This is a genomic window from Allokutzneria oryzae, from assembly GCF_042429765.1.
Taxonomy (GTDB): Bacteria; Actinomycetota; Actinomycetes; order Mycobacteriales; family Pseudonocardiaceae; genus Allokutzneria; species Allokutzneria oryzae.
Genome location: NZ_JBHLZU010000018.1, coordinates 1 through 23,167 on the forward strand (window position 1 = coordinate 1; position 23,167 = coordinate 23,167).

Annotated in this window: 26 protein-coding genes and 2 riboswitches; of the genes, 17 read left to right on the forward strand and 9 right to left on the reverse strand. The window is 70.1% G+C overall.

The features are described from left to right. Positions 1-248: 248 nt before the first annotated feature. The 3 genes from ACFFQA_RS19105 to ACFFQA_RS19115 form a co-directional block, all read right to left on the reverse strand. Entirely contained in the window at positions 249-1,562 is a 1,314-nt protein-coding gene (locus ACFFQA_RS19105; RefSeq protein WP_377853708.1) for a serine/threonine-protein kinase, read from the reverse strand. Between the two features lie 83 nt (positions 1,563-1,645). Then, positions 1,646-1,849 (reverse strand): cold-shock protein, encoded by a 204-nt coding sequence (locus tag ACFFQA_RS19110; RefSeq protein ID WP_377853711.1) that lies wholly within the window; start codon positions 1,847-1,849, stop codon positions 1,646-1,648. Between the two features lie 101 nt (positions 1,850-1,950). Next, positions 1,951-2,640, reverse strand: a complete 690-nt coding sequence (locus ACFFQA_RS19115) for a TIGR00266 family protein (protein ID WP_377853714.1) — start codon at positions 2,638-2,640, stop codon at positions 1,951-1,953. A 72-nt stretch (positions 2,641-2,712) separates the two neighbouring features. Here ACFFQA_RS19115 and moeA point away from each other — a divergent pair, with 72 nt between their 5' ends. The 6 genes from moeA to ACFFQA_RS19145 all read left to right on the forward strand — a co-directional run bounded on the left by moeA (position 2,713) and on the right by ACFFQA_RS19145 (position 10,293). Further along, positions 2,713-3,924, forward strand: a complete 1,212-nt coding sequence (gene moeA / locus ACFFQA_RS19120) for a molybdopterin molybdotransferase MoeA (RefSeq protein WP_377853717.1) — start codon at positions 2,713-2,715, stop codon at positions 3,922-3,924. A gap of 130 nt (positions 3,925-4,054) precedes the next feature. After that, positions 4,055-5,992, forward strand: coding sequence for a M48 family metallopeptidase (locus ACFFQA_RS19125; RefSeq protein WP_377853720.1), 1,938 nt, complete (start codon positions 4,055-4,057; stop codon positions 5,990-5,992). 4 nt (positions 5,993-5,996) lie between these two features. Beyond that, on the forward strand, positions 5,997-6,260 hold the full coding sequence (locus ACFFQA_RS19130; protein ID WP_377853722.1) for a GlsB/YeaQ/YmgE family stress response membrane protein: 264 nt from the start codon (positions 5,997-5,999) through the stop codon (positions 6,258-6,260). A 76-nt stretch (positions 6,261-6,336) separates the two neighbouring features. Further along, a complete protein-coding gene (locus ACFFQA_RS19135; RefSeq protein ID WP_377853725.1) occupies positions 6,337-7,047 on the forward strand; it encodes a phosphatidylserine decarboxylase in 711 nt (236 codons plus the stop codon). Further along, positions 7,048-7,992, forward strand: a complete 945-nt coding sequence (pssA, locus tag ACFFQA_RS19140) for a CDP-diacylglycerol--serine O-phosphatidyltransferase (protein ID WP_377853728.1) — start codon at positions 7,048-7,050, stop codon at positions 7,990-7,992. It abuts the gene before it with no gap. Positions 7,993-8,082: 90 nt separating this feature from the next. Next, positions 8,083-10,293, forward strand: coding sequence for an AAA family ATPase (locus tag ACFFQA_RS19145; protein WP_377853731.1), 2,211 nt, complete (start codon positions 8,083-8,085; stop codon positions 10,291-10,293). A gap of 54 nt (positions 10,294-10,347) precedes the next feature. Here the strand turns inward: ACFFQA_RS19145 and ACFFQA_RS19150 are convergent, their stop codons facing one another. Both ACFFQA_RS19150 and napA read right to left on the reverse strand, forming a co-directional pair. Continuing rightward, positions 10,348-10,965: a LytR C-terminal domain-containing protein gene (locus tag ACFFQA_RS19150; protein WP_377853734.1), complete on the reverse strand. Its 618-nt coding sequence runs from the start codon at positions 10,963-10,965 to the stop codon at positions 10,348-10,350. A 37-nt stretch (positions 10,966-11,002) separates the two neighbouring features. Then, on the reverse strand, positions 11,003-11,314 hold the full coding sequence (napA, locus tag ACFFQA_RS19155; RefSeq protein WP_377853737.1) for a nucleoid-associated protein NapA: 312 nt from the start codon (positions 11,312-11,314) through the stop codon (positions 11,003-11,005). Positions 11,315-11,465: 151 nt separating this feature from the next. On the opposite strand from napA, the gene ACFFQA_RS19160 reads away from it, so the two are divergent. From ACFFQA_RS19160 to ACFFQA_RS19180, 5 genes are all read left to right on the forward strand, one after another. Continuing rightward, positions 11,466-12,038 carry a peptide deformylase gene (locus tag ACFFQA_RS19160; RefSeq protein WP_377853739.1) on the forward strand — a complete coding sequence of 191 codons (573 nt, stop codon included), beginning with the start codon at positions 11,466-11,468 and terminating at the stop codon, positions 12,036-12,038. A gap of 114 nt (positions 12,039-12,152) precedes the next feature. Next, positions 12,153-12,278, forward strand: a riboswitch (TPP riboswitch). Then, the gene (thiC, locus tag ACFFQA_RS19165) at positions 12,269-13,921 is read left to right on the forward strand and encodes a phosphomethylpyrimidine synthase ThiC (protein ID WP_377853742.1); all 1,653 of its coding nucleotides are present in this window, start codon (positions 12,269-12,271) and stop codon (positions 13,919-13,921) included. Its footprint overlaps the riboswitch before it by 10 nt. Continuing rightward, the gene (gene thiD, locus ACFFQA_RS19170; protein WP_377853745.1) at positions 13,918-14,790 is read left to right on the forward strand and encodes a bifunctional hydroxymethylpyrimidine kinase/phosphomethylpyrimidine kinase; all 873 of its coding nucleotides are present in this window, start codon (positions 13,918-13,920) and stop codon (positions 14,788-14,790) included. The genes thiC and thiD overlap by 4 nt, the downstream gene beginning before the upstream one ends. A gap of 70 nt (positions 14,791-14,860) precedes the next feature. After that, a complete protein-coding gene (locus ACFFQA_RS19175; RefSeq protein ID WP_377853748.1) occupies positions 14,861-15,835 on the forward strand; it encodes a GNAT family N-acetyltransferase in 975 nt (324 codons plus the stop codon). Positions 15,836-15,907: 72 nt separating this feature from the next. After that, positions 15,908-16,696 (forward strand): ion transporter, encoded by a 789-nt coding sequence (locus ACFFQA_RS19180; RefSeq protein ID WP_377853751.1) that lies wholly within the window; start codon positions 15,908-15,910, stop codon positions 16,694-16,696. Here the strand turns inward: ACFFQA_RS19180 and ACFFQA_RS19185 are convergent. Continuing rightward, positions 16,689-17,096 (reverse strand): winged helix-turn-helix transcriptional regulator, encoded by a 408-nt coding sequence (locus ACFFQA_RS19185; protein WP_377853754.1) that lies wholly within the window; start codon positions 17,094-17,096, stop codon positions 16,689-16,691. The two genes, ACFFQA_RS19180 and ACFFQA_RS19185, sit on opposite strands and share 8 nt — an antisense overlap. 120 nt (positions 17,097-17,216) lie before the next feature. Between ACFFQA_RS19185 and ACFFQA_RS19190 the strand changes: the two genes are divergently transcribed. Further along, positions 17,217-18,143 carry an NADP-dependent oxidoreductase gene (locus ACFFQA_RS19190; RefSeq protein WP_377855892.1) on the forward strand — a complete coding sequence of 309 codons (927 nt, stop codon included), beginning with the start codon at positions 17,217-17,219 and terminating at the stop codon, positions 18,141-18,143. Here ACFFQA_RS19190 and ACFFQA_RS19195 read toward each other — a convergent pair. From ACFFQA_RS19195 to thiO, 3 genes are all read right to left on the reverse strand, one after another. After that, positions 18,140-18,904 carry a thiazole synthase gene (locus ACFFQA_RS19195; protein ID WP_377853757.1) on the reverse strand — a complete coding sequence of 255 codons (765 nt, stop codon included), beginning with the start codon at positions 18,902-18,904 and terminating at the stop codon, positions 18,140-18,142. The two genes, ACFFQA_RS19190 and ACFFQA_RS19195, sit on opposite strands and share 4 nt — an antisense overlap. Positions 18,905-18,908: 4 nt before the next feature. Further along, positions 18,909-19,109, reverse strand: coding sequence for a sulfur carrier protein ThiS (thiS, locus tag ACFFQA_RS19200; protein WP_377853760.1), 201 nt, complete (start codon positions 19,107-19,109; stop codon positions 18,909-18,911). Further along, positions 19,106-20,185 carry a glycine oxidase ThiO gene (gene thiO, locus ACFFQA_RS19205; protein ID WP_377853763.1) on the reverse strand — a complete coding sequence of 360 codons (1,080 nt, stop codon included), beginning with the start codon at positions 20,183-20,185 and terminating at the stop codon, positions 19,106-19,108. The genes thiS and thiO overlap by 4 nt, the downstream gene beginning before the upstream one ends. Continuing rightward, a riboswitch (TPP riboswitch) is annotated at positions 20,179-20,288 on the reverse strand. Its footprint overlaps the gene before it by 7 nt. 45 nt (positions 20,289-20,333) lie before the next feature. On the opposite strand from thiO, the gene thiE reads away from it, so the two are divergent. The 5 genes from thiE to ACFFQA_RS19230 all read left to right on the forward strand — a co-directional run bounded on the left by thiE (position 20,334) and on the right by ACFFQA_RS19230 (position 23,150). Continuing rightward, the gene (thiE, locus tag ACFFQA_RS19210; RefSeq protein WP_377853766.1) at positions 20,334-21,020 is read left to right on the forward strand and encodes a thiamine phosphate synthase; all 687 of its coding nucleotides are present in this window, start codon (positions 20,334-20,336) and stop codon (positions 21,018-21,020) included. 71 nt (positions 21,021-21,091) lie between these two features. Beyond that, the gene (locus ACFFQA_RS19215) at positions 21,092-21,478 is read left to right on the forward strand and encodes a hypothetical protein (protein WP_377853768.1); all 387 of its coding nucleotides are present in this window, start codon (positions 21,092-21,094) and stop codon (positions 21,476-21,478) included. Further along, complete coding sequence (locus tag ACFFQA_RS19220) at positions 21,471-22,049, forward strand: DUF3558 domain-containing protein (protein WP_377853771.1); 579 nt, start codon at positions 21,471-21,473, stop codon at positions 22,047-22,049. The genes ACFFQA_RS19215 and ACFFQA_RS19220 overlap by 8 nt, the downstream gene beginning before the upstream one ends. A gap of 140 nt (positions 22,050-22,189) precedes the next feature. Further along, on the forward strand, positions 22,190-22,576 hold the full coding sequence (locus ACFFQA_RS19225; RefSeq protein WP_377853773.1) for a hypothetical protein: 387 nt from the start codon (positions 22,190-22,192) through the stop codon (positions 22,574-22,576). Beyond that, positions 22,569-23,150: a DUF3558 domain-containing protein gene (locus ACFFQA_RS19230; RefSeq protein ID WP_377853776.1), complete on the forward strand. Its 582-nt coding sequence runs from the start codon at positions 22,569-22,571 to the stop codon at positions 23,148-23,150. The genes ACFFQA_RS19225 and ACFFQA_RS19230 overlap by 8 nt, the downstream gene beginning before the upstream one ends. Positions 23,151-23,167 lie beyond the last annotated feature (17 nt).

The following is a 23,167-nucleotide window of genomic DNA, read 5'->3' on the forward strand; positions in this document are numbered from 1 at the left end:
GTCACCTTGACGGCGTCGGCGAGGGTGTTCATGCCCCGCTCGAGACCGCGACGGGCTTCCTCGTCGAACGCGATCATCTTGGCCATTGCGGCGTAGTCCTCCGGTGCATGGATGACACGATGCTCGGCCAGGCTCGGTGCCCGCGACGGACGCCCGGCGATCACCGGACTCACCGTCCCGACCTCTTAGCACTCACCGGTAGCGAGTGCTAAGCCCAGGTTTAGCACTCGACGGGGGTGAGTGCAAGCTCAGCGGGTGACCGTCGGCACCTTCGTTGGGAGCCCGCGCGAGGTCGTCGTGCCTGGCTGCACCGGGTTTTCCGGTTCGCCGCCACCGCCGTTGACGATGAGCACAACCACAAGGACGACCACGGCGACGGCCACCACCGCGAGCACCGGGATGACCCAGCGCGCCAGGCCGCTGTCGCTGCTCTTGCCGAAGGCGGTCGTTCCAGCGGGCATCGGCGGGCGCAGCCGCATCGGCTCCCCGCTCGACGGCGGGGCCTGGTAGGCGGGCTGGGGCAGCGGGCGCGGCGGCTGCTGCACCTGCTGCGGCTGCTGGTGCGGTGGCTGCTGCTGCGGCTGCGGCTGCTGGTGATAGCCCTGGTGCGGCATCTGCGGCCTGCTGACCAGGCCCTGCGGCGCGGGCTGCTGCGGCTTGGGCGGCGGGGGCGGCGCGGCGGCGGCCTTCTGCGCTGGCGGGCGCCGCGTGGGCGGCACGGTCGGCTGGGGCAGGTTCGCCAGCGCCGCGGTCGCGGCGGCCACCAGTTCGCGGCAGTTCGCGTAGCGCTTGGCGGGCTCCTTGGCCATGCCCCTGCGGATGACCTCGTCGATCGACGGCGGCAGCGTCACCAGCGAGCTGACCGCGGGCACCTCTCCGCCGAGGTGCCCCTGGATCACCTCGGGCACCTTGCCCTGGAACGGCGGGCGGCCGGTGAGGCAGGCGAAGAGCACGCACGCCAGCGAGTACGCGTCCGTGCGCGGGTCGACCGGCTCACCGCGCAGGTGCTCGGGGGCGGCGTAGGTCGGCGAGCCGAGGAAGTCGCCGCCCCTGGTGCGGTGGCCGGTCGCGCCGCGCCTGGTGAGCCCGAAGTCGGCGAGGTAGACGTGCTCGCTCGCGGACTCGTGCTGAGTGACGAGCATGTTGGCCGGCTTGATGTCCAGGTGCACCAGGCCCCTGCCGTGCAGCATGTCCAGCGCGTCGGCGACCTGGCCGATCAGCCGCAGCGTGCGCTCCGGGGAGATCGGGCCGTCCTTGATCAGGCTGGCCAGGTCCGAGCCGTCGACGAACCGCATCGCGATGTAGAGCAGCCCGTCGACCTCGCCGAAGTCGTAGAGCGGCACCACGTGCGAGTGGTCGATCGCCGAGGTGTTGCGCGCCTCGTCGACGAACCGTTCACGGAACTCGGCATCGACCGTGAGGTGATCGGCGATCACCTTCAGCGCGACCTTTCTGCCCAACCGGACGTCGGTGGCGCGGTACATGACGCTCATACCGCCGTGGCCGATCACACCGTCGATGCGGTAGTGACCAAGACGGCGTCCGGTGAGGTCCTCCGACACAAACGAGCAGCTTAGGGCTTGTCGCGCCGGAGGGAAGGAGTAACCCCCACAAGTCGTGGCGGAAACACCGGCTCGGCTGGCGCTCAGGCCTTGCGGACCGAGGCCGCCTGCTTGCGGCCGTCCCCGCCGTCCTGCACCTCGAACTCGACCCGGTCACCCTCGGCGAGGGTGCGGAACCCGTCCATCTCGATGGCGGAGTAGTGCACGAAGACGTCGGGCCCACCGTCGGTGGCGATGAAGCCGTAGCCCTTTTCCGAGTTGAACCACTTGACCGTGCCCTGAGCCACGGATCCTCCTTGCCGCATCCGATGAAGCGCGGTCAACGCTACCCGAGCACGGCACAGAAGTCCCCTACGAAATCGAGGCTTCCAGAACGCGGATTCCTTTGCTACAGACGAGAACCGCCGCCCGCCGAGTGCAGTGAGGACGCGAGCGTCCTCGGGTTCCTGGTCTGCGTCAGCACCTCGCCGGGTCCGGCGAAGTCGAAGACCAGCCCCTCGCCGGTCTTGATCGACTGCGGGCCGCTCTGGGACAGCGCGCGCAGCCGCGCCTGCACGCCATCGGAGTAGCCGACCAGGTGTCCCGAGTCGACGGTCACCAGCTCGCCCGCCTGCAAGGTGATCACGTCGAGCGCGCCGAAGCACGACAGCACCAGCGGCCCCTGTCCGCCGACGTGCACGAGGAACCCGCTGTCCGCGCCGAACAGCGACCGGAAGCCCGGCCAGGCGTTGTCCAGCAGCACCGTCGCGGCGGAGGCCAGCCACCGGGAGCGGGCGACGCACCAGCCACCGCCCGCCGCTCCGGTCAGGTCGACCACGTGCAGGTCGCCCGGCAGGTGCGGGGCGACGTCCACCCATCCGCCCTGCGGCGGCGCGGTGTAGGTGGCCGACGGCACCGGGTCGGCACCCCAGCCCGCCTTGGTCAGCGACTTCAGCAGCGCGGCCGATGCCCGCTGTTCCACCGCGACGCCGTAGCTCGTCGCCACCATCGAGCCGGGCTCCGACCGCACCGGCTCGCTGGGGGCCAGGATCAGCCTCGCCACCCCGAAGTTCGGCGTGTGCCTGGTCCGGACCTGCATGAAGACCTCCGTACGACGACCGCCGCAAGCGCGTCGAGCAGTCTGACACGGCAGGATGGGCTGGTGCCGAACATGCCATCGACCACCCTGCGCCCGGTCGCCGAGCACCGCGCCGCTGTCGCCGCGCTGATCGCCAGGACGCAGGTGGAGTCCCGCCCGCTCACCGACTGCCTCGGACTCGTGCTCGCCGAGGACCTGCGCGCTGCGATCAGCCTGCCGCCGTTCGACAACTCCGCGATGGACGGGTACGCCGTGCTGGCCGCGGACATCGCGACGGCGAGCGAGGACGCGCCGGTGGTGCTTCCGGTCGCCGAGGACGTGCCCGCCGGGCGCACCGACTCACCGGCCCTGGTTCCCGGCACGGCGCACCGGATCATGACGGGCGCGCCGGTTCCGCCGGGAGCCGACGCGGTCGTGCAGGTGGAGCTCACCGACGGCGGCGTCGAGCGGGTCGCGGTGCGCCAGGCCAGGGAGGCGGGCGCCCACATCCGCCGCGCCGGTGAGGACGTGCGCGCGGGCGCGACGGTGCTCACCGCGGGAACCCGCCTCGGCGCGCCCGAGCTCGGGCTCGCCGCGGCCGTCGGGGCGGGCGAGCTGCCCGTGCACCGGAAGCCGAGTGTGCTGGTGCTGTCCACCGGCTCGGAACTGGTCGAGCCCGGGAAACCTCTGCGGCACGGGCAGATCTACGAGTCCAACGGGGTGATGCTCGCGGCCGCCGTCGAGCAGGCCGGCTGCTCGGCACGCCTGTTGCGCTTCGTCCCCGACGACGTCGAGCAGTTCCACGCGGCGCTCGCCCCTCATCTGTCCACTGTGGACTTGGTGCTCACCTCGGGCGGGGTGAGCGCGGGCGCCTACGAGGTGGTCAAGGACGCGTTCTCCGGCCGCGGCGTCGACTTCGTCAAGGTCGCGATGCAGCCGGGAATGCCGCAGGGGGCCGGAACCTACGAGGGCACACCGGTGATCACGTTGCCCGGCAACCCGGTCAGCTCGCTGGTGTCCTTCGAGGTGTTCGTGAGACCGGCGTTGCGCGCGGCGGCCGGGGATGCCGACCCCGGCAGGCCCACCCGGCGGGCGCGGCTCACCGAGCCGCTGCGCTCGGCGCTCGGCAAGCGGCAGTACCGGCGCGGGTTCCACGACGCGGACGCGAACACGGTGTCGGTCGTCGGCGGCCCCGGCTCGCACCTGCTCTCCGCGCTGTCGGCTTCGAACTGTTTGATGGAGATCACCGAGGACGAGACCGATCTCAAGGCGGGAGCCGAGGTCACGGTGCTGCTGACGCGTTGATCTTCCAGCCGGCTGAGCCGGCGTTGTGGCCACCGCGCGCAGAACTTGCCAATCCCGCCGCCGCACCGCAGACTCTCGCGCTGCTCTCCGCAAGGGGGGAGAGCGGAGTCGTCACCGCGGAGGAAACACCGTGCGATCTTTCCGAGCCTTCGTCGCCATCGCGCTGTTGATCGCCTTCCCGTTCCTGGTGGTCGGGATCGGGGTCGGCGGGATCGTGCTGGCGTTCTCGGCCAGCGGCCGGGCGTTGGCCTACCTGCTCGTCGCCAGCGTCGGCGTGCTGATCACCTTCGGGATCGCGCTGGTCAGCGCGTTGCGGACCCGGGTGGAACCACCGCAGGGACCGCGGCTGAGCAGGCAGGAGCAGCCCCAGCTGTGGGCGTGCGTCGACGAGCTCTCCGCACAGGTGCAGACCCGCTCCCCCGACGAGATCATCCTGATCCCGGACGTCAACGCGGCGGTCTCCGAGGACTCCAGGATGCTCGGGCTGCGCGCGGGCAGGCGGTACATGATGATCGGCCTCCCGTTGCTCGCCGGGATGAGCGTCGACGAGCTGCGCGCGGTGCTGGCGCATGAGCTCGGTCACTACAGCGGCGGCCACACCCGGATGCTCGCGGTCACCTACCGCGGCACCGAGACGCTGCAGCGGACCGTTGCCCGGCTGGACGGCGGGCCGGCCCGCTTCCTGCTCACCAACTACGCGAAGCTCTACATGCTCGTCGCGAGCTCGGCCAACCGGCAGCAGGAGCTCGAGGCGGACCGGGCGATGGTGCGGACCTCCGGGCAGGCAGTCGCGATCGCCGCGCTGCGCAAGCTGCCGACGCTCAGCCACACCTGGGACGCCTTCTCGCAGCGCTACGTCTCCCTCGCCGGGATGGCGGGCCGCACGCCGGACCTGTTGCTGGGCTATCGCGCGTTCCTGTTGCACCCCAACCAGAAGGAGTGGGTCGCCCAGGCCGAGGAGCAGCTGCTGGACGCCGAGTCCACCTCGCTGTTCGACAGCCACCCGCCGATCCGCCAGCGGATCTCGACGATCACCCGCCTCGCCGACCGCCCGGCGCCCGGCGACGACCGGCCCGCGTGGTCGCTGCTGCACGACCCGCAGAACAGCGTCCCCCTCGTGGAGGGCGCCCTGCTGGTGGACGGCCTCGGCCCCCGCGCGCAGTGGCCGGAGATCGTCCGGCTCGCCGGGGCCCGGTCGGCGGAGCGGGGCGCGGCGATGCTGGCCAAGGCCGCGGCGGACAGCCAGGTCGCGCCGCGCGGTGTGCTCGGCGACATCCTCAAGGCCCTGGGCCGGGGCCAGGTCGAGCAGCTGGTCAAGCCGCTGCTGAAGCCGACCATCCCCTTCGAGGAGGTGCCGAGGGCCGCCCGCTCGGTGGCCACCGAGCTGCTCGCCGACGTGGTGGTGGCGGCGCTGCTGGCCGAGGGCAGGGCGCGGCACGAGCTGAACTGGGGCGGTGGCTGGGTGCTGCGGCTGGACGACGGCTCGGAGCTCGACGCCGAGCAGCTGGTCGCGCCCGCGGCGCACGACCCGGCCAAGGTCGGCGAGCTGTGGGAGCGGCTCACCGCCCTCGGCGTCCCGTTCGGGTACGTGCGCTGGCCGAGCGCGGACGACCCGAAGATCAGCGGTGAGCCGCAGCTCACCCACGTCTTCGGCACGCAGGTGACCATCGGGCGCAACACCTGGCACGACCTGCTGGCCTACGACACCGGGCTGCTGCTGCTCCGGCTGCCGTTCGGGACCGTGCTCAAGGAGCAGTCCGGCGACCGGATCGGCGTCGGCGCTGGCATCCGGCGCAAGCGGCTGACCCCGCTGGTCGAGGCGTCCGCGAGCGAGAACCGCGGGCTGCCCAACGCGCGGTGGATCGGCGCGGAGCAGATCGTCAACGCCACGGACAAGAAGTTCCTCAGCGGCGGCGGCCGGCTCAACCTGGTCCTCGCCGACGGCAGCCAGGTCGAGCTGCGGGGCGCCACCGACGAGGCGTTCGAGTGCCTCACCGGCTTCGTCCAGCAGTCCTTCGCGGCGCGGGGCGGCGTGGCCCCACAGGCGGGTCCCGCGCCCGTAGGCTGACGGCGTGAGCTTCCTCTCGTGGATCATCTTCGGCGCGCTCGCGGGCTGGGCGGCCAACCTCGTCGTCGGCGGGCGTGACCGGCGCCCGCTCGGCTGCCTGTTCAGCATCGTCGTCGGGATCGTCGGCGCGGCGCTGGGCGGCCTGGTCTACAAGCTGCTGACCGGGGAGCGGTGGGACTTCGAGTTCAGCTTCGGCAGCTTCGGCGTCGCCGCGCTGGGCTCGATCCTGCTGCTCATGATCGTCCGGCTGGTGCAGTCCCGCAGGTGAGCCGGGCGGGCCGCTGGCGTACGGTGAAGAGTCCATTCAGCTCTCTTCACGGCCGAGGATCACGGATCACCTGACGATGACCGCGGAAGAACGTTCGGGCCCGCTCGCACACCTTGTCGAACTCGCCCGCAGCACGGTTCCCCCCATGCACCCCGCCGGCCGGCCGTTCGTGTTGGGCGCGGCCGTCGCCACATTCCTGATCAGGCGGTTCTCCCGCCGTGCCGGTGTGATCGGCATGGTCGTGACCGCCTGGTGCGCCTGGTTCTTCCGGGAGCCCAAGCGGGTCACCCCGACCCGGCCCGGCCTGGTGGTCTCCGCTGCCGACGGCACGGTCTCCACGGTGGGCCCCGCCGTCCCGCCCGCCGAGCTCGGCCTCGGCTCGGAGCCGGTGCCCAGGGTCAGCGTGTTCCTGTCGATCTTCGACGTGCACGTGCAGCGGATGCCCGCCACCGGTGAGGTCAGCAGGATCTCCTACCGCCCCGGCAAGTTCCTCTCCGCTGACCTGGACAAGGCCAGCGAGGACAACGAGCGCAACAGCCTGCTGCTGCGGACCGGGGACGGGCACCAGATCGCGGTCGTGCAGATCGCCGGGCTGATCGCCCGCAGGATCGTCTGCTTCGTCGAGGAGGGCCAGCAGGCCGCCGCGGGCGCCACCTACGGCCTGATCCGCTTCGGCTCCCGGGTCGACGTCTACCTGCCGAAGGGCAGCGAGGTGCTGGTCGAGCCCGGCCAGAAGACGATCGGCGGCGAGACCGTGCTCGGCCGGCTGCCAGGAGCGGAGTCCTAAGTGGACGCACGCACCGCGCCGGGGGTGCGGCTGCTGCCCAACGCGATCACCATCCTCGCGCTGTGCTCGGGACTCTCGGCGATCCAGTTCGCGCTGAACAAGGAGTACAGCGCCGCGGTGCTGGCGATCGGCGTCGCCGCGGTGCTCGACGGCCTCGACGGCAGGCTGGCGCGGATGCTCGACGCGACCAGCAAGATCGGCGCCGAGCTGGACTCGCTGTGCGACGGCATCTCCTTCGGCGTCGTCCCCGCCATCGTGCTGTTCATCTGGGGCTGGGACGGGGAGCGCACCGGCTGGCTGGTCGCGCTGGTGTTCGCGGTGTGCATGGTGCTGCGGCTGGCCCGCTTCAACACCCTGCTCGACGACACCGAGCAGCCCTCCTTCACCAAGGAGTTCTTCGTCGGCGTCCCCGCGCCCGCGGGGGCGGTCCTGGCGTTGCTGCCGCTGGTGGTGACGCTGGGCGCCGGTGAGGGCTGGTGGTCGACCAAGCCGGTGCTGCTGGTGTGGACCCTGCTGGTGGCGATGCTGCTGATCAGCCGGATTCCCACGCTGTCGCTGAAGAAGCTGCGCATCCCTGCCAAGGCGATCGCCCCGGTGCTGGTGATCATCGGCATCGCCGGGGCCGCGCTGCTGACCTACCCGTTCCTGATGCTGGCGGTCGTGGTGGCGCTGTACCTGGCGCACATCCCGTACGCGGTCTACCGCTACTACTGGCTGTCCAGGCACCCGGAGGCGTGGGACGTGGAGCCCGCGGAGCGCAGGGCGCTGCGTCGCGGCGCCCGCAGCACCCGCCGCCTCGGCCTGCGCCCGCCGCTGCGCCGTCGCGTCGCGGGAGCGGCGATCCGCCTGCCCCGCCTCCCCCGCCGCAACGGCACCACCGGCCCCGGCCCCGCGTCCCGCACCAGCTGGCGCCGCCTGGGCCTCCGCCGCGACCGCCGCGACTGACGGCCATTCGCGGGCTTATGGACTCTTTCGGTGCTCCGGAGCGGTCCATAAGCCCGCGAATGGCGATCGGTGCGGCGTAGGGTCTGCGGCGTGATCACGCTGACCATCCGGTTGTCCCCGTCCGCATTGGACACCCGCCGGGGCGTCGTCCGGCTGCATCCCGAGGTGCTCGACGCGCTGGGACTGCGGGCGTGGGACGCCGTGCGGCTGACCGGCACGCGGGAGACCGCCGCGCTGGCCGCCGCGTCGGACGGGTCGCACTCGCCCGGGGTCGTCCTGGTCGACGACATCACCATGTCCAACCTCGGTCTCACCGAGGACTCCGAGGTCGTCGTCGCCCCGGTCGAGGTCTCCACGGCGCGGTCGGTGACCGTGGCGGGATCGCAGCTCGCCTCGGCCTCGCTCACCCCGGAGACCCTGCGGCTGGCGTTGATGGGCAAGGTGCTCACCGTCGGGGACGCCGTGTCGCTGCTGCCGCAGGACCTCGCGCCACCGCCCGGCTCCGATGTGAGCACCGCGCGCCGCAAGCTGTCGCTGGCGATCGGCATGACGTGGACCAACGAGCTGCTCACGGTCACCGGGGTCGAGCCGCCCGGTGTGGTCGCCGTGCAGCCCGCGACCGTGGTCGGCTGGCGGGACGGGGCGCGGACCGCGGCGCTGCCTCCCGCTGTGATGGCCTCCGCGCCCGCTCCGGTCGCCCAGCAGGCGGAGGCCGAGCCCGCGCTCGCCCTGGCGGACCTGGCGGGCGCCAAGGACGCGGTGCGCCGGTTGACCGAGTGGTTCGACCTGGCGTTCCGGCGCCCGGAGCTGCTGGCGAAGCTCGGCGCGGAGTCCCGGCTCGGCGTCCTGGTCTCCGGTCCGTCCGGGGTCGGCAAGGCGACGCTGGTGCGCTCGGTGGCCGCCGCGGTGGAGGCCGAGGTCGTCGAGCTGGTCGCGCCCAGCGCCGCCGCGCTCGAACCGGCGACGGCGTCGCAGCGGGCGCACGACGCGATCAACGCCGCGGTCTCGGCCGCTCGCAGCGGTACCGCCTGTGTGCTGCTGGTGTCCGATGTGGAGGCACTGCTGCCCGCGAACAACCCGCCCCCACTGTCCACTGTGGTCCTCGACGCGCTGCGCGCCGCGATCCAGACCCCGAAGCTCGCCGTCGTGGCCACGACCGCCGCCGCGGAGTCGGTGCACCCCAAGCTGCGCAGCCCCGAGATCATCGACCGCGAGCTGAGCCTGCCGTTGCCGGACGGGCCGGTGCGCACCGAGCTGTTGCGGGTCCTGCTGCGTGACGCGCCCCTTGAGGACGGCATCGACTTCAGGGCCGTCGCCGACCGCACTCCCGGCTTCGTCGCGGCCGACCTGGTGGCGCTGCGACGTGAGGCCGCGGTGCGGGCGGCGTTGCGGCAGCGCGACTCCGACGAGCCCAGGATCGGCCAGGAGGACCTGCTCGGCGCGCTGGAGACGGTGCGGCCGATCTCGATGTCCACTTCGGACAACCTGTCCACCGGCGGCCTCACCCTGGACGACGTCGGCGACATGACCGAGGTGAAGCAGGCGCTGACCGAAGCGGTCCTGTGGCCGTTGCAGTACCCGGACTCCTTTGCGCGCCTTGGTGTTCAGCCTCCACGCGGAGTGCTGCTCTACGGCCCTCCCGGCTGCGGCAAGACCTTCCTGGTGCGCGCGCTGGCCGGGACCGGACAGCTCAACGTGATGTCGGTCAAGGGCGCGGAGCTGCTCGACAAGTGGGTCGGCGAGTCCGAACGCGCGGTGCGGGAGCTGTTCCGCAGAGCGGCCGAGGCGGCGCCCGCGATGCTGTTCCTGGACGAGGTGGACGCGCTCGCGCCGCGCCGCGGCCAGTCGTCGGACTCCGGAGTCGCCGACCGCGTGGTCGCCGCGCTGCTGACCGAGCTGGACGGCGTGGAACCGCTGAACGAGGTCGTGGTGGTCGGCGCGACCAACCGGCCCGAGCTGATCGACCCGGCGCTGCTGCGGCCGGGTCGGCTGGAGCGCCTGGTCTACGTGCCGCCGCCGGACGCGGCGGCCCGCGCGGAGATCCTCAAGTCGGCCGCCAAGCACACCCCGCTGGGCGACGACGTGGACCTGGTGAGCCTGGCCGAGGAGCTGGAGGGCTACTCGGCGGCGGACTGCTCCGCGCTGATCCGGGAGGCGGCGCTGACCGCGATGCGCGAGTCGCTGGCGGCGGCGGAGGTCGGCCTGGCCCACCTGAACCGGGCCCGCGAGTCCGTGCGCCCCTCCCTCGACCCGGCGCAGCTGGCGGCCCTGGAGTCCTACGCCGCCGCGCACCGCCCCTGACACGGGGAAGCCCGGCCCCGAGGTGTCCGGGGCCGGGCTTCACGTCGTGGGTGGCTACTTGGCGCTGTCGGCGTGCTTGTAGTCCTTCGTCACGATCACTATCACACCGGCCTTCGCGTCCTTGATGCCGTCGAAACGGGGTTCGACGCGCATGCCGAACTCGCTGGCCAGCCCGCGCGCCGTGGTCTCCTCGTCGGAGCCGGGCGTGTAGTAGACCGTCGTCGTGTAGATGACGCCGTGCGGGTAGTTGTCCACCGCGTCCACCGTCCAGCCCGCCTCGCGGATGTCCTGGGCGGCGCGGTCGGCGAGCTTGGGGATGGTGCTGTTGTTGTAGACCCGGATGCCGGTGCGCGGCTTCGCCGGGACGCCGCCCCCGCCGCCGCTGTTGGAGCTGGTGGTGGGCGGGGCCTGGGTCGTTGTCGGCGACGGTGTCGTCGCCTGCGACGTGGTGGTCACCGGCGGCGCCTGGGTGGTCGTCACCGCGGGAGGCGGTGTGGTCACCGGCGCCGGTTCGGCTGTCGTGGTCGTCTGCTGACCGAGCGGGTCGGTTGGCGTGTCCCCGCCGAACAGGGAGAAGACGCCGAACGCCAGCGCGACCGCGGCGACCCCGAGCGCCACGACCCCGGCCACCCACAGGGGGCGGGGTGCGCTTGGCGGCTCGACCGAACTCATCTCAGCTGCCTCCTAGTGCGGCACTTCTTCGCGGTGCTCAGCGTGGATCCAGGCCGAGGCGGCGGGCGGAGCGGACTCGCTGGCGGCCGGTGCGCAACCGGCGGAGCCTGCGGACCAGCATCGGGTCGGCCGCGAGCGCCTCAGGCTTCTCGATCAGCGCGTTGAGCTGTTGGTAGTACCGGGTCGCCGACATGTCGAACAGCTCCCGGATGGCCTGCTCCTTCGCGCCGGCGTACTTCCACCACTGCCGCTCGAAGGCCAGGATCTCGTGCTCCCTGGCACTGAGGCCGCCGGTTCCCGGCGCGGAAGTGGCCTGGTCGCGGGCCTGGGCCCTCAACTCGGCGTCCATCCTGCTCCTCGTCCCCAGGGTCGGGATCTCCTCGGCCAGCGGTAATCACAGAGATGTGATTTCCAGGACTTCCATTACATCACGAGGGACCGACACTGGCTCGGGTACAACCCGGCGCGTCACGGCGAGACACGCCGTTAGGGTTTCGCGCATGGCCATTCACGCGATCCGGATCGCGGGCGACCCGGTGCTGCACAACCCGACCCGCCCCGTCGAGACCTTCGACGACGAGCTCCGCACCCTCATCGACGACATGTACGAGACGATGGACGCGGCGAACGGGGTCGGCCTCGCCGCCAACCAGATCGGCGTCGACCTGCGGCTGTTCGTCTACGACTGCCCCGACGACGAGGGTCAGCGGCACCGCGGCGTCGTGGTGAACCCCGTGCTGGAGACCTCCGAGCGCCCGGAGACCATGCCGGACCCGGACGACGACTGGGAGGGCTGCCTGTCCGCCCCCGGCGAGTCCTACCCGACCGGCCGCGCGCGGTGGGCCAAGGTCACCGGCTTCGACGGCGACGGCAAGCCGGTGGAGGTCGAGGCGACCGGCTTCCTGGCGCGCTGCCTGCAGCACGAGACCGACCACCTGGACGGCTTCCTGTACCTGCACCGGCTGGTCGGCAGGCACGCCAAGGAGTCCAAGCGGATGCTCAAGCGCAACGGCTGGGGCGTTCCCGGGCTGTCCTGGATGCCGGGCGAGGTCGAGGACCCGTTCGGTCACTGAGCGCGCCCGCTGGTCGTTTCGGCGGAATTCCACGAGGCGACCAGCGGAAACCCGGCCCGGGTCTGGCAGGGCGGCGCGGCTGTGGTTAGCCTCGGGCACCGAGGAGCACAACTTCACACCGAACGCGGGAGCTCGCGGCGAAGCGGGCTGAGAGGGCGGCTGGGACAACTCCCGGCGCCGCCGACCGCCTGAACCTGTACCGGGTAATGCCGGCGTAGGGAGGATTCGCCATGACGGCTTTCGCCGACAGCTCTGTCAGTCCGACCGTGACAACCGGTCCGATCACCGGATCGCGCAAGGTTTACACCGAAACCCCTGGCGGACTGCGGATCCCGCAGCGCAGGGTGGAACTGACCAACGGCGAGCACCTGGACATCTACGACACCTCGGGGCCCTACACCGACCCCGAAACGAAGATCGACGTCCACAGTGGACTTCCCGGGCTGCGCGCGCCGTGGATCGCGGCGCGCGAGCCGGTCAACGGCGCGGTTTCCCAGCTGGCGTACGCCAAGGCGGGCATCGTCACCCGCGAGATGGAGTACGTCGCGGCGCGCGAGGGCGTCGACGTGGACCTCGTCCGGCACGAGGTGGCCATCGGCCGTGCGGTGATCCCGGCCAACCGGTGCCACCCGGAGACCGAGCCGATGATCATCGGCAAGCGGTTCCTCGTGAAGATCAACGGCAATCTCGGCAACTCCGCGGTGACCTCCTCGGTCGCCGAGGAGGTCGAGAAGATGGTGTGGGCGACCAGGTGGGGCGCTGACACCATCATGGACCTGTCCACCGGCAGGCGGATCCACGAGACGCGCGAGTGGATCCTGCGCAACTCCCCCGTGCCGGTCGGCACGGTGCCGATCTACCAGGCGCTGGAGAAGGTCGACGGCGATCCGGCGAAGCTGTCCTGGGAGGTCTACCGGGACACCGTGGTCGAGCAGTGCGAGCAGGGCGTGGACTACATGACCGTGCACGCCGGCGTGCTGCTCCGGTACGTGCCGCTGACCGCGCGCCGGGTCACCGGCATCGTCTCGCGGGGTGGCTCGATCATGGCGGCGTGGTGCCTGGCGCACCACCGGGAGAGCTTCCTCTACACGCACTTCGAGGAGCTCTGCGAGATCCTGCGCACCTACGACGTGACCTTCTCCCTCGGTGACGGGCTGCGGCCCGGCTCGATCGCCGACGCCAACGACGAGGCCCAGTTCGCCGAGCTGCGCACGCTCGGCGAGCTCACCCACATCGCCCGCGCGCACGACGTGCAGGTGATGATCGAGGGGCCCGGCCACGTGCCGATGCACAAGATCGCCGAGAACGTCCGGCTGGAGGAGGAGCTGTGCGGTGAGGCGCCGTTCTACACGCTCGGCCCGCTCGCGACGGACATCGCACCCGCCTACGACCACATCACCTCCGCGATCGGAGCCGCGCAGATCGCCTGGCACGGCACGGCGATGCTCTGCTACGTCACGCCGAAGGAGCACCTCGGCCTGCCCAACCGCGACGACGTAAAGGCGGGCGTGATCGCCTACAAGATCGCGGCGCACTCCGCCGACCTGGCCAAGGGGCATCCCAAGGCGCAGCAGCGCGACGACGCGTTGTCCAGGGCGCGCTTCGAGTTCCGGTGGGAGGACCAGTTCAACCTCTCGCTCGACCCGGACACCGCGCGCTCCTTCCACGACGAGACGCTGCCGGCCGCGCCCGCCAAGACCGCGCACTTCTGCTCGATGTGCGGGCCCAAGTTCTGCTCGATGAAGATCACCCAGGACGTCCGCAAGTACGCAGAGGAGCACGGTTTGTCCACTGTGGAGGCCATCGAGGCCGGGATGCGCGAGAAGGCGGACGAGTTCGAGGAGCAGGGCGGCAGGGTGTACCTACCAGTGGTGAACCCGTGAACCAACCCGGCCTCCCGGGTCGCGCCCTGTGTTCGGGCGCGACCTGGGAGACACCGCCGCGCGCGTTGTCCATCGCGGGATCGGACTCGGCGGGCGGCGCGGGCATGCACGCCGACCTGCGCGCGTTCCTGACCTGCGGGGTGCACGGGATGACCGCGGTCACGGCGGTCACCGTGCAGGACTCCTTGGGGGTCAAGAGCTTCGTCGAGATCCCGGCGGAGACGGTCGCCGCGCAGATCGAAGCGGTCACCAGCGACATCGGGGTGGACGCGGCGAAGACCGGGATGCTGGCATCGGCGTCGATCATCCGGGCGGTCGCCAAGGCGTGCCACCAGGCCGGGATCGGCCGTGACGCCGCGGCGCCCTTCGTCGTCGACCCGGTCGCGGCGTCGATGCACGGCGACCCGCTGCTGCACGCCGACGCGCTGGACGCGTTGCGGGACGAGCTCTTCCCGATGGCGACGCTCGTGACACCGAACCTGGACGAGGTGCGGCTGCTCACCGGTGTCGACGTGCGCACCCGCGACCAGCTCGCCGACGCGGCGCGCGCCGTGCACGCATTGGGTCCACAGTGGACTCTGATCAAGAGCGGCCACCTCACCGAGGACCCCGAGTGCGTCGACCTGCTCTTCGACGGCACCGAGTTCTACGAGCTGCCCGGCGCGCGGTTCGACACCCCGCACACCCACGGCGGCGGCGACACCATGGCCTCGGCGATCACCTCGGCGCTGGCACGGGGCGCGTCCGTGCTGGATGCGGTCCGTTTCGGGAAGCGGTTCGTGCAGCGCGCGGTGGCGCACTCCTACCCGCTCGGCGCGGGAGTCGGCCCGGTGTCGACGTTCTGGCGGGTGTCGACAAAACCCATATAGCGGCACAACCGACTGCCCGGAAGTGAAATTCGGTCGCGGCGGGACAAGCTCGTCCGTAGCTTCGGCCACCATGGACCTGCTGTGGCGGCCGATGACGGCGAGCGACATCCCCGGGTGGGCGGCGTTGCTGGCCGCGTCCGAGCGCGTCGACGAGCTGGGCGAGAACTACAGCGAGGACGACCTCCGCGAGGAGTGGGCGAACCCCGAGCTGAACTCCGAGCGCGACACGATCGCCGTGCTCGACGCGGACACGCTGGTGGCGTATTCGTTGCTGCACAAGCGAGTCACGCCGGATGGCAAGTACCGCGTGCCTTCAGAGAGCACCGTGCACCCGGACTGGCGCGGCCGGGGGATCGGCACCGAGCTGCTCGCCTGGACAGAGAGGCGCGCGGCCGAGATCCATCAGGCGGAGCGCCCCGACCTGCCCGGCGAGGTGAGCATCGCCTGCAGTGAGCACAACTCGGCTCTCCGTGCGCTCGTCGACGCCGCGGGCTTCGTGCCCCAGCGGTGGTTCTTCGAGATGGAGCGGGCCATCGCGGGCGGGAGCGACCTCCCGCGGCAACAACCGCGCGAGGGCCTGCGGCTGGTCCCGTACGACGCGCGCTACGACGACGCGGTCCGGCTCGCCCACAACGAGGCCTTCCTCGACCACTGGGGCAGCTCCGAGGTCGAGCCGTCGAGCTGGCGGCAGTGGTACACGGGCAACAGCTGGTTCCGCCCGGCCTTGTCCTACCTCGTGCTCGACGGCGAGGAGGTCGTCGGCTACTTGCTGTCCAAGGAGTTCGAGGCGGACACGGCGGTGACCGGCGTGCGCGAGATCCGGTACGACACCATCGGTGTCCGTCGCGCGTGGCGCGGGAACAGCCTGGCGACAGTGATGATCACGCGAGCGTTGGCGGACAGCCGCGAGGCGGGCTTCGCCAGGGCGGCGCTCTCCGTGGACGCGAACAACCCGACCGGCGCGCTCGGCATCTACCAGCGGTGCGGGTTCGAGCTCGCACGTCGGCGGTCGGTCCACGCACGGGTACTGTCAGTCACCAACTGAGCACTTTGTGCTGATGAAGCATTAGGCTCCGCTCCAGCCCTGTTGATCGTTTCACCACCTGGAGCCCGGCTCATGACGCGTGCTCGCCTTCGGCGGTTAGTCGACGCACCTCGTTTCCAGCACCTCGTCATCGTTGTGATCATCATCAACGCGATCACGTTGGGACTGGAGACATCCGACGCGCTGGTAGCCGGCTACGGCACCCTGTTGCACGGGTTGGACCGGCTGGCGTTGACGATCTTCGTCATCGAGCTGGTGCTGCGGCTCTACGCCCACGGCGGGAGCTTCTTCAAAGACCCGTGGAACTGCTTCGACACGGTGATCATCGCCGTCGCGCTGCTGCCGACCTCCGGCTCGTTCGCGGTGCTGCGCGCGCTGCGCATCCTGCGCGCGCTGCGGCTGGTCTCGATGATCAAGAGCATGCGGCGGGTGGTCTCGGCGCTGCTGACCGCGATCCCCGGCATGGCGTCGATCGCCGCGCTGCTGTCGCTGGTGATCTACGTCGGCGGCGTCATGGCCACCAAGCTCTACGGCGAGATCTCGCCGGAGTACTTCGGCGACCTCGGCCGGTCCCTGTTCACCCTGTTCCAGGTGATGACCGGCGAGGCGTGGTCGGACGTGGCCCGGCCGATCATGGAGCAGCAGCCCTGGGCGTGGGTGTTCTTCGTCGGCTTCATCCTGATCACCTCCTTCACCGTGCTGAACCTGTTCATCGCGGTCGGTGTGAGCGCGATGGAGCACCAGGTCGCCGCCGAGCGCGAGCAGCAGGAGGAGACGCTGATCTCCAACGACATGCTGCTCGCCGAGGTTCAGGCGCTGCGGGCTGAACTGCGGGAGATGCGGGAGGAGCGCGCTAGCTGACCGGCTCCGGCGACTGGGCCGCGCGCGCGTCGAATGCGGCGCGCGCCGAGTAGATCTCGGCGGTGTGCTGCTCGGCCCAGCCCCGGATCGCGGCGAGGTGCATCGTGACGGTGCGGCCGAGCGGAGTCAGCGCGTACTCCACGCTCGGCGGCGTCGTCGGGAACACGGTGCGGGTGATCATGCCGTCGCGCTCCAGGGTGCGCAGGTTCTGCGTCAGCACCTTCTGGCTGATCCCCTCCACCCGGCGGCGCAGCTCTCCGAAGCGCTTCGGCCCCTCCTCCAGCGCTCCGACGAGCAGCGCGGTCCACTTGTTGGCGATCAGTTCGAGCAGGTCCCGGGACGGACACCCGCGCAGGTAGACGCTGTGCAGCACTCCTCGCTGTTCACAGGTAGTTTCCATCAGGTACCTACACCACCTTCAAGTGCCTTCTAGCGGTTGGGAACCAACTCTCCCAGAATTTCCCGTGTTCCAGGAAGACGTTCGGCGAGACACGAGGAGAGCGGTTCCATGGCAGCACGGATGCGGGCGGTGTCGCAGCGGGGGTTCGGCGGGCCCGAGGTCCTGGAGGTCATCGAGACCGACCGGCCCGAGCCCGCCCCGACCGAGGTCCTGGTGCGGGTGCGCGCGGCGGGGATCAACCCGGTCGACTGGAAGACCCGCTCCGGCGCGGGCATGGCGTGGTTCCTCGGCGACCCGCCGCTGGTCCTGGGCTGGGACGTCTCCGGTGTGGTCGAGGAGGTCGGCTTCGGCACCTCGCACCTCGAGGTCGGCGACGAAGTCCTTGGCATGCCGTGGTTTCCGCGCAGGGCGGGTGCCTACGCGGAGTACGTGACCGCGCCGTCACGGCACTTCGTCCGCAAGCCCGCCGGGCTGAGCCACGAGGAGGCGGCGGCGCTGCCACTGGCCGGGCTCACCGCATACCAGATCCTCTTCGACGTGGCGGATCTCCAGCCGGGGCATCGGGTTCTGGTGCAGGCGGCGGCCGGCGGCGTCGGTCACCTCGCCGTGCAGCTCGCCAAGGCGCACGGCGCGTACGTGATCGGCACCGCGAGCGCGGCCAAGCACGACTTCCTGCGCTCCATCGGCGTCGACGAGGCGATCGACTACCACGAGGTCGACGTGAACCAGACGGTCAGCGACGTCGACCTGGTCCTGCACCTCGCTGGTGAACCCGCGGTCGGCACTCTGCGCGAGGGGGGCCTGATCGTCTCGGTCGCGGGCGGGGTCTCCCTCGAGCTCGCCGAGGCCGCCGCCACGCGCAAGGTCCGCGCCTCCGGCGTACTGGTGGAGCCGGACCACGCGCAGCTCCAGGCGATGGTCGAGCTGATCGAGGCGGGCAAGCTGCGCGTCGTCGTCGAGCAGACCTTCCCGCTCGCCGAGGCCGCCAAGGCGCACGAGCTCGGCGAAGCGGGCCGGGTCACCGGAAAGCTGGTGCTGACGGTCTAGCTCTCGCGGGCCGGGCTGGACGCATGCGCCCAGAACCGCTGGGGAATGCGTCCGGCCCGCCGTGCGAGACGGCCGGCCTCGACCGCGGCCCGCATCGCGGCGGCCATCAGCTCCGGATGCTGAGCCCTGGTCACGGCAGTGGCCAGCAGCACGGCGTCACAGCCCAGCTCCATGGCCAAAGCGGCGTCGGAGGCCGTGCCGATCCCCGCGTCCAGGACGACCGGAACCGTCGCCCTGGAGACGATCAGCTCGATGTTGTGCGGGTTGCGGATGCCGAGCCCGGTCCCGATCGGCGATCCCAGCGGCATCACGGCGACGCAGCCCACGTCCTGGAGCTTGCTGGCCAGCACTGGATCGTCGTTGCTGTACGGCAGTACCAAGAACCCGTCCGCCACAAGGGTTTCCGCGGCATCCAGCAGCTCGTGCGGATCGGGCAGCAAGGTGTCCTCGTCCGCGACGACCTCCAGCTTCACCCAGTCCGTGCCCAGCGCCTCGCGCGCCAGCCGCGCCGTGAGCACGGCCTCGGCGGCGCTGCGGCAGCCCGCGGTGTTCGGGAGGGGCTGGATCGCCAAGCGCCGCAACAACTCCAGCACCCCGGTACCACCCTCGGCATCCATCCTGCGCATCGCGACAGTGGTCAGCTCGGTCCCCGAGGCGACCAAGGCCCGCTCCAACACGGAGAGACTGCTCGCGCCGCCTGTCCCCATGATCAGGCGGGACCCGAACTCACGGCCCGCGATCACCAGCTGGTCGTCCGACATCGCCTCAACCTCCCTGCACCGCGGTGAGAACCTCCACGACCGCCCCGTCACGCACGGGCGTCTCCGCCCACGCGCCCCGGGGTACCACGTCACCGTCCACCGCGACCGCCACCCCGGAGCTCGGTGCCCCGAGCGACGCGACCACATCAGCCACCGTGCTCCCGACTTCGACCGAAGTTTCCTTGCCGTTGAGCCGAATCCTCACAGCACTCCTCCAGTAGGCGGTTTCTCGCCGAGCAAGCAGGACAGCACCAGGTCGGCGGTGATCGGCGCGAGCAGCATGCCGTTGCGGTGATGCCCTGTCGCGACAAGCAGTCCGGGTTCGAGCTCGCCGATCAACGGCAAGTTGTCCTTGCTTCCCGGCCGAAGCCCGGCGGCGCATTCGACGAACTCGTACTCCGAGATCGACGGCAACACCTGTTCGGCCCACCGCAACAGGTTGCGAACCCCACCGGCTGTGACCACGGTGTCGAACCCGGCTTCGTACTGCGTCGCACCCACCACCAGCCCACCGTCGTCACGTGGCACCAGATAGACGTGGTTGCCCTGCACCGAACAGCGCACGGTCCTGGTGGGCGGAGGAACCGTGAACCTCGTGGCGCGCAAGCGAAGGATCTCCCCCTTCACCGGCCGCACCACCTGCCGCAACGGCTCGTACAACCGGCCGCTCCACGCACCCGCGGCGAGCACAACCGTGTCGAAGCCCCTCGTGGCCCCGTCGGTGAGCCGCACTGTCCCAGGCCCGACCTCGGCGACCTCTGCCCGGTCGATCTCCCCGCAGGCCGCCAGCAGCGCGGCGAGCACCATCCGGTTGTCCACCGCGAGGTCCCCGGGGACGGACAGTCCACTTCGGACAGACGGCCCGAGTGCGGGCTCCAGCGCGCGGACCTGGCGCCCCGTCAGCGCCTCCGTGTCCCGCCCCAGCGTGCCGAGGTACTCCGCCAACGCGGTGAGCTCGGCCCGGTCGGCGGCGTCCACGGCCACGACGAGCGTGCCCTCAGCACGCAGCCCGGGATCCCTTCCGCTCGCCGCCGCCAGCTCCCCGGCGAAGCCGGGCCAGCGCCGCAACGACTCCGATCCCAGCTCCAGCAGGGTTTCCTCACCGGGCCACGCCTCCGTGACCGGCGCCAGCATGCCTCCGGCGACAGCGGAAGCCCCCGCACCGGGGGCGGGGTCGAACACCGTGACGGCGAACCCCGCCGAAGCCGCCCGCCACGCCACGGACAGGCCGATGACACCACCGCCCACGACGGCGACCGAACCACGCGCACCACTGGACACGACCTCACGCTCCCTGCGCCGGCATTACCCGGATCAGGTTCGACGGTCGGAGTCGCCAGACTCCCTCTCAGCCCGGTCTTTCCAGGCTCCCGTGCGGACCGCCTCCCACCATACCCGCTCCCCCGGCACGGCTTTGTACTGTGACCGAATGCCCCTACGCGATGGCAAGGAGATCCGCCGCAAGCTCCAGGCGGCGCGCCTGTACCTGTGCACCGACGCGCGAACGGAACGAGGCGACCTCGCCGACCTGGCCGACGCCGCACTCGCGGGCGGAGTGGACATCATCCAGCTGCGGGACAAGAACCTGGAGGCCAAGCAGGAGCTCGAAGCGCTGGAGGTCCTTGCGGAGGCGTGCACCCGCCACGACGCGCTGCTCGCGGTGAACGACCGCGCCGACGTGGCTCTCGCCGCCGGAGCGGACGTCCTCCACCTCGGCCAGAACGACCTGCCGGTGGCATGGGCGAGGCGGGTCCTCGGTGAGGACGTGGCGATCGGCCGCTCCACCCACGACCCCGAGCAGTCCGACCACGCGGCCCACGAGGCTGGCGTCGACTACTTCTGCACCGGTCCGTGCTGGCCGACCCCGACGAAGCCGGGCCGCCCCGCCGCGGGCCTGGGCCTCGTCCGCCACACGGGGCAGCGCAACCACGAACGCCCGTGGTTCGCCATCGGCGGCATCGACGAGACCCGCCTGGACGAAGTGATCGAATCAGGCGCCCGCCGGGTGGTGGTGGTCCGCGCGATCACCGAAGCCGCCGACCCCAAAGCGGCCGCCGAACACTTCGCATCCCGCTTGCGCACGGCGGAGACCAAGCCACCGACTTCGTATAGGTAATTCCCCTCAATCTGCCCCCGACCAGGTCATACACCGTTTGCGAAAGCACTCCCCATTGTTACACTCCGCCCATGGGCAACAACGGGGGGAAACACCATGACCAGAACGGCGCGCCATCGCCCTACGCGGTCGCGACCAACCGACTCCACGTCGACCGGGACAAGCTCCCAGCAGCCATAGCCCTGTTCAAACAGGCACGCGACGAGATGGATGAGCTGCTGAGCGAATCAGGCAGGAACATCCAGATGCGTCCGATGGCCGCCGACCGGGTGAGCACAAGGGTCGCCGAGGTCCTGAACCACAAGGGGATGGGAGGGACCAACTCCGCACTGGGAACCATGCAACAGTTCCACACACAGCTCAAAAACATCGTGACAAAGCTCGAGGCGACGCTGGCCCATTACCACAGGCTCGAGGCGAACAACCGAGACGGTATCCGCAGTGGCACGAATGTTTGACAAGACAGTGCGGACGCTCGTCAGCGCGGTCACATTGGCGATCGCCTGCACCGCTTGCCAGCAGCTCGTTGACGGCGAGGCATCCACATTGCCCTCCGCACCTCTTCCTGCTCAGCGACCGCGAGACCTACCGCTCGACAAAGTTGCTCCATGTCAGCTGCTCACGCCTGAGCAGCAACGCGACTTCGCGATCAACGCACCAGGGCGACCGGAGACGAGCCCAACGTTCGACAACGGACCCGTGTGCAACTACTCGTCCGAAGTTCAGAGCACCGGCGTCTCGTTCACCTTGGTAAAGAACAAGGGGATTGATTTCTTCACCAAGAACAACGTCAACGCAGAACTGCGTGATCTCGACATCAGGGGCTTTCGGGCGCGTGAAATGTTCACTCCGTTGGCACCCGAGCTCTGGGCCTTCTGCACAGTGGTGGTGGACACCGCCAAAGATCAGGTTCTGCACGCGATGTTCAGCGAGAGAGGTAACACACCACGCCTGACGCGGGAGCAGGTCTGCGCCAAGGCGAAGCAGGGGGCGGAAGCGGCGGTCACCACCTTGATGGCGATGCGCTGACGAAACCACACCACTTGAGGGGGACATGACCCGCAGCGGACAGCCCGACCATCAGCGCCATCTAGGTAGTTCCCCTCAATCTGCCCCCGACCAGGTCATACACCGTTTGCGAAAGCACTCACCATTGTTACACTCCGCCCATGGGCAACAACGGGGGGAAACACCATGACCAAAGCGGCGCGCCATCGCCCTACGCGGTCGCGACCAACCGACTCCACGTCGACCGGGACAAGCTCCCAGCAGCCATAGCCCTGTTCAAACAGGCACGCGACGACGTGGACGACCTGCTCAAGGAGTCGCGGGGCACGCTGCAGTTCCTGTCGATGGCCGCCGATAGGGTGAGCGCAAAGGTGGCCGAGGTCCTCAGCCGCAAGGGCATGGACGGCACAGATTCCGCGCTGGGAGCTGTACAGGCTTTTCGAAATCAACTAGCAGCAATAGTCGACAAACTCGAGGCAACGTTGGCCCATTACCGCAGGCTTGAGGCGAACAACCGAGCCAGCTTCCGCGGTGGCGCACGTGTTTGACAACAAAGTGACGCGAACGCTTGCCAGCGCTGCCGCTCTCGCGATGATCTGCACCGCTTGCCAACAGGCCGTCGGCGGCAACGCATCGCCGCCACAAGACACGCCGCCTACCGTACAGCGCCCGCGAGATCTACCACTCGACAAGGTCGATCCGTGTCAGTTGCTCACATCCGAGCAGCAACGCACATTCGCTATCGATGCACCAGGACGACCAGCGACGAGTACGATGTTTGAAAACGGCTCCGTATGCAACTACTCAGCCTGGGCCGACCGATCAGGTCTCTCGTTCACTTTGATCAAAAACGCAGGAATCGACTTTTTTGCCAAGAAGAACATCAACGCAGAACTACGCGATCTCGACATCATCGGCTTTCGAGCTCGTGAAATGTTCACCCCACTCGCTTCTCACCTCGACCCTTTCTGCACGATCGTGGTGGATGTCGCCAAGGGACAGGTGCTGCACACGATGTTCGACAAGAGTATTGACAAGGAACGCCTGACGCGGGAGCAGGTCTGCGCCAAGGCGAAACAGGGGGCGGAAGCGGCGGTCACCACCTTGATGGCGATGCGCTGACGGAACCACACGGCTTG